Annotated in this window: 15 protein-coding genes; 2 read left to right on the top strand and 13 right to left on the bottom strand. The window is 39.8% G+C overall.

The window, feature by feature from the left end; translation table 11 throughout:
- Positions 1-120: 120 nt before the first annotated feature.
- The 10 genes from BAU16_RS09065 to BAU16_RS09020 all read right to left on the bottom strand — a co-directional run bounded on the left by BAU16_RS09065 (position 121) and on the right by BAU16_RS09020 (position 10,006).
- The gene (locus BAU16_RS09065) at positions 121-1,074 is read right to left on the bottom strand and encodes an ABC transporter permease (protein WP_048603295.1); all 954 of its coding nucleotides are present in this window, start codon (positions 1,072-1,074) and stop codon (positions 121-123) included.
- Positions 1,074-2,225, bottom strand: coding sequence for an ABC transporter permease (locus BAU16_RS09060; RefSeq protein WP_171000778.1), 1,152 nt, complete (start codon positions 2,223-2,225; stop codon positions 1,074-1,076). Before BAU16_RS09060 ends, BAU16_RS09065 begins: the two co-directional genes overlap by 1 nt.
- A complete protein-coding gene (locus BAU16_RS09055; RefSeq protein WP_137604973.1) occupies positions 2,218-3,759 on the bottom strand; it encodes an ABC transporter ATP-binding protein in 1,542 nt (513 codons plus the stop codon). Before BAU16_RS09055 ends, BAU16_RS09060 begins: the two co-directional genes overlap by 8 nt.
- Before the next feature lie 210 nt (positions 3,760-3,969).
- Entirely contained in the window at positions 3,970-5,076 is a 1,107-nt protein-coding gene (locus BAU16_RS09050) for a BMP family lipoprotein (protein ID WP_048603293.1), read from the bottom strand.
- Between the two features lie 65 nt (positions 5,077-5,141).
- Positions 5,142-5,540, bottom strand: coding sequence for a cytidine deaminase (locus BAU16_RS09045; protein WP_082147224.1), 399 nt, complete (start codon positions 5,538-5,540; stop codon positions 5,142-5,144).
- A 21-nt stretch (positions 5,541-5,561) separates the two neighbouring features.
- Complete coding sequence (gene deoC / locus BAU16_RS09040) at positions 5,562-6,224, bottom strand: deoxyribose-phosphate aldolase (protein ID WP_048603291.1); 663 nt, start codon at positions 6,222-6,224, stop codon at positions 5,562-5,564.
- A gap of 11 nt (positions 6,225-6,235) precedes the next feature.
- Positions 6,236-7,537 (bottom strand): pyrimidine-nucleoside phosphorylase, encoded by a 1,302-nt coding sequence (locus BAU16_RS09035; protein WP_161526987.1) that lies wholly within the window; start codon positions 7,535-7,537, stop codon positions 6,236-6,238.
- A 126-nt stretch (positions 7,538-7,663) separates the two neighbouring features.
- The gene (locus BAU16_RS09030) at positions 7,664-8,680 is read right to left on the bottom strand and encodes a LacI family DNA-binding transcriptional regulator (protein WP_137604919.1); all 1,017 of its coding nucleotides are present in this window, start codon (positions 8,678-8,680) and stop codon (positions 7,664-7,666) included.
- A gap of 146 nt (positions 8,681-8,826) precedes the next feature.
- On the bottom strand, positions 8,827-9,429 hold the full coding sequence (locus BAU16_RS09025) for a class I SAM-dependent methyltransferase (RefSeq protein WP_137604920.1): 603 nt from the start codon (positions 9,427-9,429) through the stop codon (positions 8,827-8,829).
- Between the two features lie 4 nt (positions 9,430-9,433).
- Entirely contained in the window at positions 9,434-10,006 is a 573-nt protein-coding gene (locus BAU16_RS09020; protein WP_161526986.1) for an SGNH/GDSL hydrolase family protein, read from the bottom strand.
- Between the two features lie 178 nt (positions 10,007-10,184).
- On the opposite strand from BAU16_RS09020, the gene coaA reads away from it, so the two are divergent.
- Positions 10,185-11,108: a type I pantothenate kinase gene (gene coaA, locus BAU16_RS09015; protein ID WP_048603286.1), complete on the top strand. Its 924-nt coding sequence runs from the start codon at positions 10,185-10,187 to the stop codon at positions 11,106-11,108.
- Between the two features lie 60 nt (positions 11,109-11,168).
- Complete coding sequence (gene guaA / locus BAU16_RS09010; protein WP_048603285.1) at positions 11,169-12,734, top strand: glutamine-hydrolyzing GMP synthase; 1,566 nt, start codon at positions 11,169-11,171, stop codon at positions 12,732-12,734.
- A gap of 195 nt (positions 12,735-12,929) precedes the next feature.
- Here the strand turns inward: guaA and BAU16_RS09005 are convergent, their stop codons facing one another.
- The 3 genes from BAU16_RS09005 to BAU16_RS08995 are packed head-to-tail and all read right to left on the bottom strand — an operon-like array spanning position 12,930 to position 16,549.
- Positions 12,930-13,391, bottom strand: coding sequence for a hypothetical protein (locus tag BAU16_RS09005; protein ID WP_161526985.1), 462 nt, complete (start codon positions 13,389-13,391; stop codon positions 12,930-12,932).
- A gap of 53 nt (positions 13,392-13,444) precedes the next feature.
- Positions 13,445-15,352, bottom strand: coding sequence for an ATP-binding protein (locus BAU16_RS09000; protein WP_161526984.1), 1,908 nt, complete (start codon positions 15,350-15,352; stop codon positions 13,445-13,447).
- Positions 15,353-16,549, bottom strand: a complete 1,197-nt coding sequence (locus BAU16_RS08995; RefSeq protein WP_161526983.1) for a hypothetical protein — start codon at positions 16,547-16,549, stop codon at positions 15,353-15,355.
- Positions 16,550-16,553 lie beyond the last annotated feature (4 nt).

Below are 16,553 nucleotides of genomic sequence, written 5' to 3'. Positions count from 1 at the left end.
TAAAGTTGCACTTGCAATCCTCTACTCTGTCTTGCTCTGCAAGCCAATTGCAGTGATTCACAGCAAAAGGGCAGGACGAAGAAACATTGTCCCTTAGTCCCACCCTTGAATACGAATTGCTTATTTGGATTTGATATAATTTTTTCCGTTGGCTTTTGGTCCGGAGGCTTTGCCTAGGAAGATGACCAACACTAAAATCGTTAATACATATGGTGCTGCTTGTAAATAAACATCTGGGATTGAGGAAATCAGCGGCAGTTTTGAACCGGCGATACTGATGTTTTGCGCAAATCCGAAGAAGAGGGCTGCACCCATTGCACCTAATGGATTCCATTTACCGAAGATCATTGCAGCCATTGAGATAAATCCTTGTCCGGCAATCGTAGTTACCGCAAAACGACCAGAGATTGATTGGGCAAATAATGCGCCCCCCATTCCTCCTAGAAAACCAGAAATCAAAACGCCGGCGTAACGCATTGCATAAACATTGATTCCCAACGTATCTGCTGCTTGAGGATGTTCTCCCACAGAACGCAAACGCAAACCAAATTTTGTTTTAAAAATAATGAACCAAGCAATCACTGAAATCAAAATTGCTACATAAGCTGGCAATAAAGTATCCGTGAAGAAAATACGACCGATGATTGGGATGTCCTTCAAAATAGGGAAACTATAGTAGCCAAAAATTTCCGTGATATTATCCGTTTGACCTTTGCCATAAATCGCCTTGACTAAGAAAATTGCTAAGGCTGGCGCCATCAAGTTCATTACGGTCCCACTGATAATATGATCTGCCCGGAAATTGATTGTAGCTGCTGCGTGTAGGATTGAAAAAATCATTCCCACAACACCGCCGACCAACACACCAACCCATGGTGTCCACGAGCCTAATTGATCCGCCATTTCGATGTTGAAAACAATCGCGGCAAAAGCTCCCATAACCATGATTCCTTCCAAACCAACATTGACGATCCCGCTTCGTTCTGAGAAAACTCCCCCCAAAGCCGTTAAAATCAATGGTGCAGCGTAAACCAACGTTTGGGTCACAATCGAGGCAATTAAATTAATATCCATTAGATAGCTCCCCCTTCTTTATCTTGGTCGCTAGGTTTTGCTTCTACTTCTTTTACAACGGCAACTTCTTTTTTCGTACCGAAAATTTTTGCCAAAGCAAAACGAATCACAAAACTGATTCCTACAAAGAAAATAATGATGGCGATATCCACGTCCACCAATTCAGACGGAATACCGGCAAATTGCATTCCTTGTCCACCAAGTTTCAAGACACTGAACAACAATGCAGATAACAAGATTCCGATTGAGCTGCCGCTTCCCAACAAGGAAACCGCCATTCCATCAAATCCGATACTCAAAGAGGTTCCTTGAACAAAGAAGTTTTGGAAAGTTCCTAATCCTTGAACAACACCGCCAAGACCCGCCAACATTCCTGAAATAACCATCGAAACGATGATCGTTCGTTTGCTGCTCATACCGGCATATTCAGAGGCAAATGGGTTCAGCCCTACTGAGCGGATTTCATATCCCAATGTTGTTTTCTTCATCAAGAACCAAACAAGAACGAGAAAAATAAGTGCTAAGAAAATACCCATATTTAGTCGTGAGCCATTACTCAATTGACTTAACCAAGATGCCCGCAATGATCCGTTGGCACCGATCATTTTGGTAACACCTTTATTGCTCATCAGATTTTCGTTCATCACATTATTTACAATATGAGTACTGGTATATAACAAAATGTAGTTCATCATAATTGTTACGATGACTTCACTGGTTCCAAATACCGCCCGTAAAATCCCAGGAATTGCTGCTGCAATCGCTCCAGAAACAGCGCCGGCAATAATCGCTAAAGGCAATACAACAGCTTTTGGTGCATCCGGCATCGCTAGTGCGACCCAAATACTTGCTACCCAACCGCACAACGCTTGCCCAGAAAGCCCGATATTGAAAAAACCGGCTGAGTTAGCGACAGAAAAGCCTAATGCGGTAAAAATCAGCGGTCCAGCTGTAACAAAAATTTCACCGATATTTTTAGGATTTAATGCTTTCGTCTGAGGATTTAAAAAGACGGTTTCAATCATTCGTTGATACCCGGCAATCGGACTGTAACCAAATGCCGCCATAATGATTCCACCAATCAAAAAGCCCATTAAAACAGCGATGACCGGGACAAGAATATTTCTAATTTGTTCTGAACGTTTATTCAACTGGCTCACCCGCTTCCGCTTTTTCTAATTCTGCACGAGCTTCTTCTAAGGAATATCCTGCCATCAATAAGCCCAATTCATTTTCGGTGGTTTCTTTCGGATCAACAACTCCGACGATTTCTCCGGCATGAATAACTGCAATGCGGTCAGAAACATTTAAAATTTCTTCCAATTCAAAACTGATTAGTAGAACGGCTTTAAATTTATCCCGTTGTTCAATCAACCGTTTATGGATAAACTCGATTGCTCCCACATCCAGCCCTCGAGTAGGATTGGCAACGACCAGCAAATCAGGATCACGATCAACTTCTCGAGCGATGATAGCTTTTTGCTGATTTCCGCCAGATAGCGCTTTGGCTGGGACTAATTCGTTGGTTGTCCGAACATCAAATTCGGCAATCAAGTCACGTGCCTTTTCATTCATTTCACCATAATCCAGCACACCATGTTTGCTGATTGGTTCACGATAATAGGTTTGCATCGCCATATTTTCTGACAAAGTCATTTCTAAAACTAAACCGTACTTGTGACGATCTTCCGGTACGTGACCGACGCCGCTTTCCGTGATTTGTCTTGGTTTTTTATTGGTGATGTCGTCTCCATTGAGCTTGATCGTGCCACTTTCAACTTTTCGCAGTCCTGTCAATGCCTGAACCAGTTCTGACTGACCGTTTCCATCAATTCCGGCAATTCCTAATACCTCACCAGCACGAACTTCCAAACTCAGGTTCTTCACCGCTTCCAAACCACGGCTTTCCTTTACAACCAACTGATCAATTGCCAACACAACTTCTTGCGGATTGGCTTCTTTTTTCGGTGTTTTAAAGGAAACTGCCCGACCGACCATCATATCCGCCAATTGTTGAGAAGTCACATCTTTCACATCAACAGTACCGATGCCTTTTCCGCGACGGATAACCGTACAGCGATCAGCAACTTTTTTGATTTCATCTAATTTATGAGTAATTAAAATAATCGATTTGCCTTCTTTGACCAGTCCCTGCATGATATCGATTAATTCTTCGATTTCTTGCGGCGTCAATACTGCAGTTGGTTCGTCAAAGATCAAAACATTAGCACCACGGTATAAAGTTTTCAAAATTTCTACCCGTTGCTGCATCCCCACGGAGATATCCCGAATGTACGCATCCGGATCAACGGAAAGCTTGTACTTTTCAGAAACCCGTTTGATTTCTTCCCGTGCTTTTTTACGGTCGATAAAGCCTAGATGACTTGGTTCACTTCCTAAAATAATGTTTTCAGTGACCGTAAACGCATCCACTAACATGAAATGCTGGTGGACCATCCCGATTCCCAGTTTATTGGCAGCCGTCGGACTTGTGATGGCAACTTTTTTGCCATCCATAAAAATGTCACCGGAAGTTGGCTCCAATAAGCCTGACAAGACATTCATCAAGGTCGATTTTCCGGCACCATTTTCTCCCAGCAGTGCGTGAATCTCACCAGGTCTTACCTTTAGGTTGACATCATCATTGGCCTTGAATGTCCCGAACGCTTTGGTAATGTGTTGCATTTCGATGACATAGTTCTCTTCTTGAGCCAAATTTTTCACATCCTTACTTTTTTCTCTATTCACAACGGTCAAACGTCTAATTTTTGGTTCGTTCTCAAGGAAAATAGTTTCCTTATGAAAAAGCGTTCCGCTCGTTCTTTCATAAAGAACGATTTTCATGAGAACTATGATCTTGCTTTTACAAGCAAGACCATAGATACACGTTGATTCTTAAGGTTTTTCTGGAACTTCAACTTTTCCATCGATAATTTCTTGTTTTGCCGTTTCAATGGCTGATTTTGCATCATCTGAAAGGTAGCCTTCTGTTAAATCAACACCGCCGTCTTTCAAACCGTAAATAAGATGTTCCCCACCAGGGAATTTATCTTCCAACGCACGCGTTGAGATATCTTGTACAGCTGCCCCTACTCCTTTAAGAGTAGAACATAAAGTGAAGTTATCGTCTTTGCCATCTGCTGTTTTGTATTTTCCTTCAGCATCTTGGTCGCTATCTACACCGATAACCCAAACTTTCTTTTCGTCGCCTTCATTTAGTTTTTGGTTGATAGCTTTTGCTTCTTGGAAGACACCCGCACCTGTACCGCCTGAAGCATGGAAAATCACGTCCGCGCCACCTTGGAACATTGCTGCGGCTAACGCTTTCCCTTTAGCAGGATCACCAAATGATGCAGCGTATTCAACGCTTACTTCAATTTCTTTGCCTAATTTTTTCGCAGTGTCTTCAACACCTAAAACGAATCCAGCTTCAAAACGGTCGATAACGACCCCTTCTTCACCACCGATAAAACCAACTTTGTCCGTTTTTGTCGTTTCAGCTGCCGCAACACCTGCTAGGTAAGAGGCTTCATTGTCTTTAAATGTTGCAGATACAACATTGTCTTTGTCAGGAATTTCTGAGTCGATGATCCCGAAGTTTGTATCTGGGTTAGCATCAGCTGCTGTTGCGATTGAATCTGCTAGCAAATAACCAATACCAAAGATGGTATGGAAACCATTTGATACAGCAGAGTCAATGTTTGTTGTGTATTCTGATGCATCATTTGATTGGATATAGTCATATCCGCCAGTACCGCGAGCGATATCATGATCTTTCCCCCATGCTTGCAAACCTTCCCAAGCAGATTGGTTAAAGGAACGGTCATCAACACCACCGATATCGGTAACGATGGCTACACTGTGTTCAGCATCTGATTTGCCTTCTGTGTCGCCGCCGCCTGTTGAATCTGTTGATCCGCCGTTACCGCCGCCGCATGCGCCTAGAACTAATGCACTTGCTAAAGCGATTGTCCCAAGACCAAATAATTTTGCTTTTTTCATTTCTGTAAAGCCCCCTAAAATAGTTTTTTATTTTTCAACAGCCATGATGACTGAATGAACCTAGGTTATAAATCTTTGTCTGTAAATGCGTAAGGTAGTAACCCTCTCACAGTCGTTTCTTTTGTCGCACCATCATCGCCGACTAAAGTTACCGGCATCTCCGGGTCACAAAATTCTGCCATCACTTGGCGGCAAGCACCGCAAGGAGAAATAGGATGTGGGGTATGCCCCGCAACAACCAAATGGCTGAATTCCTTTTCGCCTTCAGAAACGGCTTTGAAAAAAGCGGTCCGTTCTGCGCAATTTGTCAAGCCAAACGAAGCATTTTCGATGTTGATTCCCTGATAGGTTTTTCCCTCTTTGGTTACTAGACAGGCCCCCACTGGAAAATGGGAATAAGGAACATACGCTTTGTCCAGTGCATCGGTTGCAATCTCAATCCATTCTTTCTTTGCTTCCATCATTTTCTCCTTCAATACATTTGTTTAATAGCCAGTACCCGTTGATCCAGTAACGATTGCCACACTGGCACTCACACCTAAACGGGTTGCTCCAGCTTCTACCATTGCCATTGCTTCTGCTTCACTGTGGATTCCGCCAGAGGCTTTCACACCCATTTCTGGACCAACCGTTTGACGCATCAAGCGAACATCGGCTGCAACTGCTCCCCCCGTAGAAAAACCAGTCGATGTTTTAACAAAATCGGCACCAGCCGCTTTGGCTAATTCACAAGCTTTTACGATTTCTTCGTTATCTAACAATGCTGTTTCAATGATGACTTTGACCAATGCACGATCTTTTGCCGCTTGAACGACTGCTTCGATATCGCTTTGTACTTTTTTGTATTGTTTTGATTTTAAAGCACCGATGTTGATAACCATATCTACTTCATCTGCACCGTTATTGATAGCGTCGGTGGCTTCATAGGCTTTCACTTCAGAAGTGTTTGCCCCTAAAGGAAATCCGATTACCGTACATACCGCAATTGGTTCGCCGGCTAATTTTTCAGCGGCTAATTTTACCCAAGTTGGATTAATACATACAGAGTAAAAATGATATTTTTTTGCTTCCTCGATAATTCGCAATACGTCTTCTTCTGTTGATTCTGGTTTTAAAATTGTGTGGTCGATCATTCTGTTTAATTCCATTTTTTCCACTCCTATTCTGTTATTATATCATGGATCAATGGTGGTTCATCCCCATTTTCACCAATTTCGATATTTTCATACAGTAATTTTTCTACTTCGCTGATTGTTTCCCGATTGCTGTAAATCGTCAGCAGTGATTCGCCCTTTTTGACAGCATCGCCAATCTTCTTATGAAGCTTTAATCCAACTGCGTGATCAATGCTGTCTTCTTTGGTCTGACGACCAGCACCAAGCATCATCGCCGCAATCCCAATTTCATTGGCAACCAGTTTGGTAACTACTCCGTCTTTTAAGGCAGGCAATTCTATTTCATAGCTTGCTGTCAAAAGTTCTTCTGGATGATCGATTACCCGTGTATCTCCGCCTTGGTTGCGAACCATTTCTTTGAATTTTTCAAGGGCTTGCCCAGAGGTCAATGCTTCTTCCAACATCTTCCGTGCTTCTTCCAGATTTGCCGCTTTTTTCGCTAAAACCACCATTTGACTGCCTAATGCGTAACACATTTCCACCAAATCAGCCGGACCTTTGCCTTGCAACGTTTCGATTGCTTCCACAATTTCCAAACTATTTCCGATTGCTTCGCCTAATGGTTGAGACATGTCAGAAACCACCGCCATGGTTTGCCGCTCCGCAAGTTTTCCGATTCGAACCATGGTATGCGCCAATCGTCGGGCATCTTCAATGTTTTTCATGAAGGCGCCGTCACCGGTAGTCACATCTAGCACGATGGCATCGGCTCCAGCCGCAATTTTTTTGCTCATAATCGAGCTGGCAATCAGCGGAATCGAATTAACGGTTGCTGTAACATCTCGCAAGGCGTAGAGTTTTTTATCCGCAGGGGCCAAATCACCGGACTGTCCAATGACTGCTACCTTGCTTTCGTTCACGATTTGAATAAAGCGTTCTTCTGAAATTTCTATTTTAAATCCTGGGATCGATTCTAATTTATCCAACGTACCACCGGTAAATCCCAATCCTCGTCCTGACATTTTCGCGACCGGCACGCCGACACTTGCCACTAACGGTGCTAAAATCAAGGTTGTGGTATCGCCTACGCCACCCGTTGAATGTTTGTCGACTTTAATTCCTTCGATTGAAGAAAGATCGATGACTTCCCCGGAATAGGCCATTGCCAACGTCAAGTTTGTGATTTCCTCATCCGTCATATCTTGATAGAAAATCGCCATTAATAACGCGCTCATTTGATAATCAGGAATCGTCCCCGCCGTATATTCAGTAACGATAAAATCAATTTCTTCTTTAGATAACACTTGACCGTCACGTTTCTTTTCGATCAAATCCACCATTCGCATTTTTTTGCCCCCTACTCTTCTTCTCTAGTATACAACAATATTTTATCCGGTAAACCACTTTAGTAAACTAGTTTACCTAATATATTCTTTTTGTTAAAACGCTTACAAAAGGACTATACAGGATTCTTATTCGGTTGTCAACACCGCTACGCTCTCACGAATAATTAATTTAGTATCGAACACTTTATTGGGTACCCGTTTTTCTGGAAACTCAATGGCATCTACTAAAAATTTTGCTGCGTGAAAACCAATGTCAAAACTCGGTTGAAAAACAGTCGTTAATGGCGGAATCACATACTCGGAAAGGCTGAGACCGTCAAACCCCACAACGGAAATATCTTCGGGAACTTTTTTTCCCAATTCGTAAATCGCTTGATAACACCCAATCGCCATCGCGTCATTTCCGCAAAAAATCGCCGTAATCTCTTTTTGTTTCAATAATTCTTTAGCGGCTTGGTATCCGCCGTTTACAGTCAAACTGTCGGCAACGATATATTTCCCTTTGTAAGGAATGCCATGATCTTTCAAGGCGTGGCGATAACCGTTGTAGCGCTCTTCTAATTGGTAATACCCGGTGCTTTCCTTCAACATTCCAATATGGCGATGGCCGCTTTTTATGAGATACGAAACAGCTTGATAGGAGCCTTCATAATCTTTGACAATCAATCGCCCACTTTCCCGCTGATTGATTCCCCGATCGATCAAAATCATCGGCATTTTATGATAAAACGGACTGCCCAACTCATAGCCTTCCGCTAATTTATTTGGGGTTGCCAGTAAAATACCATCCACTGAACGGTGACTCAATTCTTCGAGATAACTGATTTCTTTTTCCTGATCGTGCTGAGAATTGCAAAGAACAATCATGTACCCCAACGGATTGACGTAGCGCTCGACCCCTTCAACAATTTTGGAAAAGAAAAAATCCGTTACATCCGGTACGATCATTCCAATCGTTTTTGAATGACGATTAATCAAATTAGACGCAAAAAAATCCGGCTTGTACTGATACTTATTAACGATTTCCCAAACGCGTCGCCGGGTATCATCACTAAATCGCGTGCCTTTATTATTTAAAATCTGTGAGACCGTTGTTACGGAAACGCCTGCCATTTCGGCAATCTGTTTGATTGTTAATTTCATTGATTCACCCCTTTTCTTCACGCATTCAGTGTACCAAACTTCCTTCAAAAAAAATAGTTGCTTTTGAAAAGCTACGGGACTGTTGGCGTTGAGAACAAAATTATGTCAACAGTCCCCCAAAGTGTCTTTTCTGTCTTTTCATTGAGCTACTCTTTTACGCTTTGGATGATGTAATAGCCCTTATCTTTATGGATGATGGCCGCATTTCCAAAAACTTCGGTCATTTTTGCTTTGGCGCTGGGTGCCCCTTGTTTTTTCTGGATCACGATTGTCAAAGTTCCTGCTGGCTTCAACAGGTCATACGCTCCTTGTAAAATCTCGTGGACGACTTGCTTGCCGGCACGAATTGGTGGGTTGCTGACAATGGCTGCGTAATCTGTTTGATGCAGTGTTTCATAAATATTTGATGAATGAATATCCACGGAATCGATGCCATTGCGCTTGGCATTTTCTTGGGCTAAATGGACTGCCCGTTCATTGATATCCACCATTTCTACCGGACGCTGAAAAGCAGCCGCCAAAGCCAAACCAATCGGTCCGTACCCACAGCCCACATCCAACAATGTCCCATCTGGCAACTCTTCTGCTGTCATCGCATCAATCAGCACCCGTGACCCATAATCCACCGTTTTTTTTGAAAAAACACCGCTGTCGGTAACAAAGTGAAACAGCTTGCCTTTCAATTCAAATTCCCATTGATCAAAATTGTGCGCCGTGTCCGGACGCTCCGTATAGTAGTGATTGCTCATTTTTTTATCCTACCCATTTATTTTTTATATTACGAGCGATCAACGCCCCTAGTAATTCATACCCAAATTTTGACGGATGCAACCCGTCTTCTTGCAAATATTCTGTTGGTGCCGGATAAACCGTCATGTGGTGATATATATCGATGAAATCCACGGCGGTATTTGAAGCCACTTTTTTAGCCGTTGCGATATACGTTTGCAAAATTTCTGGATCTGCCTGTGTTTTCTTACGACTATCCACAAAGCTGGGACCAACAAAAATAACTTTTTCTGCTGGAAAAGCGGTGAGGATTTTTTGTAAATTTTGTTCATACTGTGTTTGATTGTCCCGCAGATTAATGGCATCATTGATTCCCACGTTTACGACGATACTATCCGGTTCTTCTTGCACAGCCAGCGAAAGTTCTGCCAAAGCAGACGCAGTGGAGGCACCACGTTTCCCAAGATTGACGACTTGAAAATCAGAAACGCCCATATTATTGAGGGTCTTTGCAATCGATGTATCTAAAAGAGTCGATTCTTTCCCTTCAAACAATCCGGCGGCAATGCTGTCACCGTAAATTACGATTTTTTTCATTTACTGCCTTCCTTTCTTTTGCTTTTATCTTAGCACGAAGACAATTTCCCTGCATTAATTTCCTGTTCCAAGTCATGTTGAAGGACTTTTTGTGTTAAAATATTCGCGAGTATGGGTAGTGAGAATCGGAAGGGCTTTGAAAAATCCTTTCCTTAGACGAACGAAGGAGCACCATTTAATGGATGATAAAATGAATTTTTACCGGATCCCCCGCGAACAGTGGCAAGGATTTTATACTAATGGCAACATGCCGCTGACACAAGCCGAGTTAGATAGCATCAAAAGTTTGAACGACCGCATTTCCATGCAGGATGTAGAAGATGTTTACATCCCGCTGTGCCATTTGATTCACTTATATATGAAAGAGTTTGAATCACTGACTTTAAGCAAAGGCTTATTCCTGCATCGCTACGTCAAAATGCCACCCTTCATTATTGGCATCGCCGGTTCTGTCGCTGTAGGAAAATCAACCACTGCCCGTTTAGTCCAAACATTATTGGATCGCTTATTTCCCCGCCGCAATGTACAACTAATTACAACAGACGGTTTTTTGTATCCAAATCATGTTTTAGAAGAACGGGGCATCATGGATCGCAAAGGATTTCCCGAAAGCTATGACATGGAACATCTGATCCAATTTTTAAATGAAGTCAAGTCCGGTAAACCAAAGATCGATATTCCGATTTATTCTCATAGTGTGTATGATATTATTGAAGGCGAATATGAAACCATCGAACAACCGGACATTTTAATTGTTGAAGGGATTAATACATTACAATTACCGGCAAATCAACAAATTTATATCAGCGATTTTTTTGATTTTTCAATTTTTGTTGATGCCGAACCAAAACTGATTGAGCATTGGTATTTGGAACGGTTTGAACAGCTATTGGATACTGCTTTTCAAGATCCGGAGAATTATTATTATCAATTTGCCACTGGAGATCGCCAAGTTGCGTTGCAAATGGCAGATCAAGTGTGGAAAAATGTGAATTTGAAGAATTTAAAGGAGTATATCTTGCCTACTCGCAGCAGAGCCGATATAATTTTGCATAAAACCACGAAGCATTTGATCGATGAGATCTATCTTCGTAAATACTAAGCTGTTGAGAAAGAGTCATCTTTCATTCAATAAATCTAATAAGGAATAGAGGTAATCATTGTGACAAACGTTGACAATTTGCCAAACGTTGAAAAAATTATCGTACTTGACTATGGTAGCCAGTACAACCAGCTGATCACTCGCCGCATTCGTGAATTTGGGGTTTTCTCAGAATTATTAAGCCACCGAATCACCGCCGAAGAAGTCAAAGCCATGAACCCGAAAGGAATCATTCTTTCTGGTGGACCAAATAGTGTCTACGATCAAGACGCATTTGGTATCGATGAAGAAATCTTCAATTTAGGTATTCCAGTATTAGGTATCTGTTACGGAATGCAACTGATCACCTATAAACTAGGGGGAAAAGTTGAACCGGCAAAAAACCGGGAATACGGCAAAGCAGAGCTTGAAGTTCTTTCTGAAAATGCAGAATTATTCGCCTCTACACCAAAAAAACAAACGGTTTGGATGAGCCATGGTGATTTAGTTACTCAAGCTCCAGAAGGGTTTGACGTGGTTGCCACCAGCAAGGACTGCCCAATCGCTTCTATCCAAAACCATGAACGAAAAATGTACGGTATCCAGTTTCATGCCGAAGTTCGTCATTCAGAATACGGCAATGCTTTGTTGAAACACTTTGCCATTGACGTGTGCCAATGCAAAGGCGACTGGAGCATGGACAATTTTATCGACATGCAAATTGCAAAAATCCGAGAACAAGTCGGCACAAAAAAAGTCTTGCTTGGTCTTTCCGGCGGAGTAGATTCCAGCGTAGTCGGCGTCTTGTTGCAAAAAGCAATCGGCGATCAACTGACGTGTATCTTTGTTGATCATGGTCTGTTGCGGAAAAACGAAGCCGATCAAGTAATGGAAAGCCTTGGCGGAAAATTTGGTTTGAATATCATTAAAGTGGATGCCAAAGATCGTTTCCTTAATAAACTAAAAGGCATTTCCGATCCTGAACAAAAGCGGAAAATTATTGGGAATGAATTCGTTTATGTATTTGACGATGAAGCAACCAAGCTAGCTGGACAAGAAGGTGTCTCTTTCTTAGCACAAGGTACTCTTTACACCGACGTGATCGAGTCTGGAACCGAAACTGCTCAAACCATCAAATCCCATCATAATGTGGGAGGACTGCCTGAAGACATGCAATTTGAACTAATCGAACCTTTGAACACCTTGTTCAAGGATGAAGTTCGAGAATTAGGTACCCAACTTGGCATGCCTGATGCCATCGTTTGGCGCCAGCCTTTCCCAGGACCTGGTTTAGGTATTCGCGTACTTGGTGAACTGACCGAAGAAAAATTAGAAATCGTCCGTGATTCTGATTTGATTTTACGAGAAGAAATTGCTAATGCCGGTCTTGACCGTGATATTTGGCAATACTTCACTGTTCTGCCTGGTATCCGCTCGGTTGGTGTTATGGGGGATGGTCGTACCTATGACTACACGGTCGGCATCCGCGCAGTCACTTCCATCGATGGCATGACTGCTGACTTTGCCCGCATTCCGTGGGATGTCTTACAAAAAATCAGCGTCCGCATCGTAAACGAAGTCGCTCACGTAAATCGTATCGTGTATGATATTACGAGTAAACCACCTGCTACGGTGGAGTGGGAATAAAGAACCACTATAAATTGAAGTGAGAAAGCCTATTTTACAGCGTTTCTTGGAATGTAAAACGGACAAAAAACACTAAAAATCAAATAGTTTCCTGCCAAAAACCCTGCCAAGATTTTTTTGGCAGGGTTTGGTCGTTTAATAAAATACTATTCAAGAACCTAAAAATGTTACAAACAGAATTCCAAATTTGATATTTTAGCTTCCAAACAAATGAAACTTATGCTGTATTTCACGCTCTAATAGATATGCTTCCTGCTTATCTTGACATCCAAACATATAAATTACAGATTTATCATAATCAAAATCATTATCATTCAAAAAGGATCTTCCTGTAATTAAGTAATTTTGTATTTTATTGTTGGCGTTTCTATCAAAATTGAAATCCGTCGTACCATAGCTTCCGGTTTTAGTGACTCCACAAATAAATGGCTTACTTTTACAACCCTTAATTTCATAGCAGTTAATATATACAATATTTTTTATATCCTTTATTTCTTTTTCAAGATTAAATTTCCAACGTGTGTGAGGCTGAGCATTTATTTTATACTTTTTTAGTTCAATATCGTAAGTACGTTTTAAAAAAATTTTAATATCAGTAACTGTAGCACCATTTTTAAGAAAATTATCCATATATATTTCACGTATACTCTTTGTCATTAATGTCATCCTCCATACTATAAAGTAACCTCAGAGATAACCTCACGTAATTTTTACTTATTCTTTTTCAATTTCCAAATATCCAACAAAGGTGTATTTTCACTATTTGGTGCCTCCTCCTTGTTCAATTGGTCGACTTGTAAGATTATCGGAAGATCGAATAGCACTCCTGTTAAGATTACTTGCCCTGGTGCCAAATTGGGAATGCTTTCCTTTGAAACACTATCTAACGAAGACATCGTTCGATCTAAAAGTCGCAAATCATTATCGTTAACCAATCGATGGATAAAATAATTATGAACTTGAGATACAATTGTTGCAGAAATATCAGCAGGCCTTTGACTAGAAACAGTCAGGAAATATCCAAATTTTCTACCTTCTTTGATTATTTCTTCAAATACTTCAAGCCTGTAATCTTTCCATTTTTCTGATTCTCTACTAGATGAATCGGAAAGAATATTATGTGCTTCATCAATAATTAGGTTAAAGATTCTATCACGATTGCTATTTTGTTCTCTATTCATCTCGTATGTGACTTTTGCAATAACCATTGGTATCAACATTTTCATATCCTGATTGACATTTTTGAATGATACAACATTTACAGTATCACTAAAAATCTCTTTATCACCAGGTACTATTTTAAATACCTTTGAAAAATCATTTACACGAGATTCGATTCTATGAAGCAAAGGTGCAATATGATCGTATTGAACCGTATGTTGCCTTAATTCATATATCATTTTTAAATAAGAAGCCATTTGCAAATTTTTCATTGGATTTTCAATGTCAAAAGTTCGTCCATCTAGTTTTGATAAAACTTTCCTTTTCTCTTCACGTAATAAGTCTTCATCTGGATTCCAATAATAATGACCGCTATGGGTCCAACCTTCTAAATAATTTTTGGAATAGAAATTCTCATTTGTGTTGTTATATAATGTATTGTCAATCCAATCTGAGACTTCCTCATATTTTAACCCTAATAATTTTAAAACTTGTTTGAAGAGATCCAAGCTATTATTATTTGGTACAATATAAACATTAGAAAAAGCTTCAGCAATGTATCGAGGTAAGCTTTCTTTAAAAGCTCCTTCTTCTTCAAAATAATAACTCAGAACTCTGCTTAAAAAAGGCTGTTGGGTTTGTTCTGTTGCTCCAAAAAGAACAGAAAGCATATCTTTATCCCAAAATCTTTCTTCTGGAATATTTAAATGATTACTTTCTTCAGTTTCAATATTATTCTTCCTGTTAGTAGTCAAATTATATACTTTTTTACTCTCTGTTATTGTTTCCTTACCTACATACTCACCATTAAAATCTAATAATACAAATTTTGACTCACCAAACTTCACCAATTGATCTCTAAAGCTCAATTTAAATAATTCATGATATAGCTTGGCTAAAGTGTTTGACTTTCCACTTCCCGTGTTTCCAAAAATAGCGATATGACTATTAAAAAGTTTATACCATCTCAAATTGAATTTGATTCCATCAGGCCAAACTTTACCAATATTTACTGGCGGAATCTCAACATCATTTGGATCGCGACTGCTTTCACCACCACCGATGATTTCTCCTTTTTGACTCTCAGATAATAGAATTACATCGTTAAATATCTGTGGGAAGGCAACCATACCTGATTTATACTCATTTCCTTTGAAGCTACCGATTATTTTTACTTCAATCTCTCTTACAAATCTATCTTTCTTGAACTCCTGTACTGTAGAATCTTTCATTTGATCATATGCATATTCCTTCTCCACTTTTCCAACAATAGTATATTGTCCACGATTAATTCCCACATATGAACCAATTATTATTCCTGAGTATTTTTCTCCTTTAAAAAAATGAACTAATTGACTCGTATTTTCAAAAAGTCTAATCAAGACAGCAGTGCCATTAATTTCACGGACTGTACCAACTACAAAACTTAAAGAAGAACTATTAGTTAAATCGCTCATTCATTTCACACCACCCAATAAACTATTCAAAAAACTAAAGTTTCCATTCACGATACTACCATCAGCTTCTTCATTAAACTTTGGTATAAATTCAATTTGAGTTCCTTTACCTAAAGCATTTTCTATCATATCTTTGGATTTTTTGTTGTATGCAATAACGTATATCTTTAAAAATGGATTCACCATAGATCTTCTGACAATTTCCAAGATATGTTCGTCTGCAAAAGAAAAACCAAATACAATTAAAATACTATTTTTCTTTTCCAGTTCAAAACTCAACATTCTTAACATTTGATAATAATGCTGCTCAAATACCGTTTCGGAAAATTTTTGCTTTGTTGGACTTACTATAGGTAATGAATCATAACTTGTTTTAAATTCGTTTAATTCATCTTCTGCAATAGAGTAAATTTGATCAATATGTTCCCTTAATGTATCTTCTGTAAGGTCAGTATCAAAAATGGAATGTCCAATATTTTCATTATCAAAAAAATCAATTACTTTATTTAAATCAGAAGGCCCCAAAACTGGATCATCATCCTCTTTCATTTCCAAAATCATTTCATTGATTGATTTGGCATCTTCAACAAGTTTCTCAAAAACTTCGTTTTCTAAGCTCATCTCAATTTTTTCATTGTTTTTTTTCCAGGTTACCGATCCATGCAATTTAATTAAATTAATAGTTGGAATACTTCTTTGAAACCCATCGCTAATACCACAATGTGAAGTAGTAATGTAAAAATTTTCTGAAGAAACATATTTTTTTAAGAAACCTCGACTACCATCATTAAAAAATGTGAGTCTATTTTGTGAAGCTAGTTTGTCAAAAGAGAGTTCAAATAAGGAATCATAATTTGTCGTAAAAATATTTATCCTCTTTGGTTTATCAAATCCTTCATGGTTGGATATAGTAATTAGGTTCGAAATAAACTTCTCATAATTTTCGAAAACTTCTTTGGGTTCATCTTCAAATTCTAAAATTTGTGTCTTTCTGATCCAAAGATTAAACCATATATAATAAAGAACTTTTTTTTGATCGTCGTCATACTCTGCTGAGGTCAGTAATTCTTCAAACGACTTTGAAAAAGACTCTATCCATAGAGTAGGAACTATACCAGCGGATGCTCCAGACCCTATCAAAAAACTAATATTCTTTCCATTAATCTCATCCAGAAAATTGCTATAACTGTCCTTCATTTTT

The organism is Enterococcus sp. JM9B (assembly GCF_009933265.1).
GTDB lineage: Bacteria > Bacillota > Bacilli > Lactobacillales > Enterococcaceae > Enterococcus_C > Enterococcus_C songbeiensis.
Note: the sequence above shows the minus strand (reverse complement) of the source record. Positions and strands in the feature narration are given on the sequence as shown.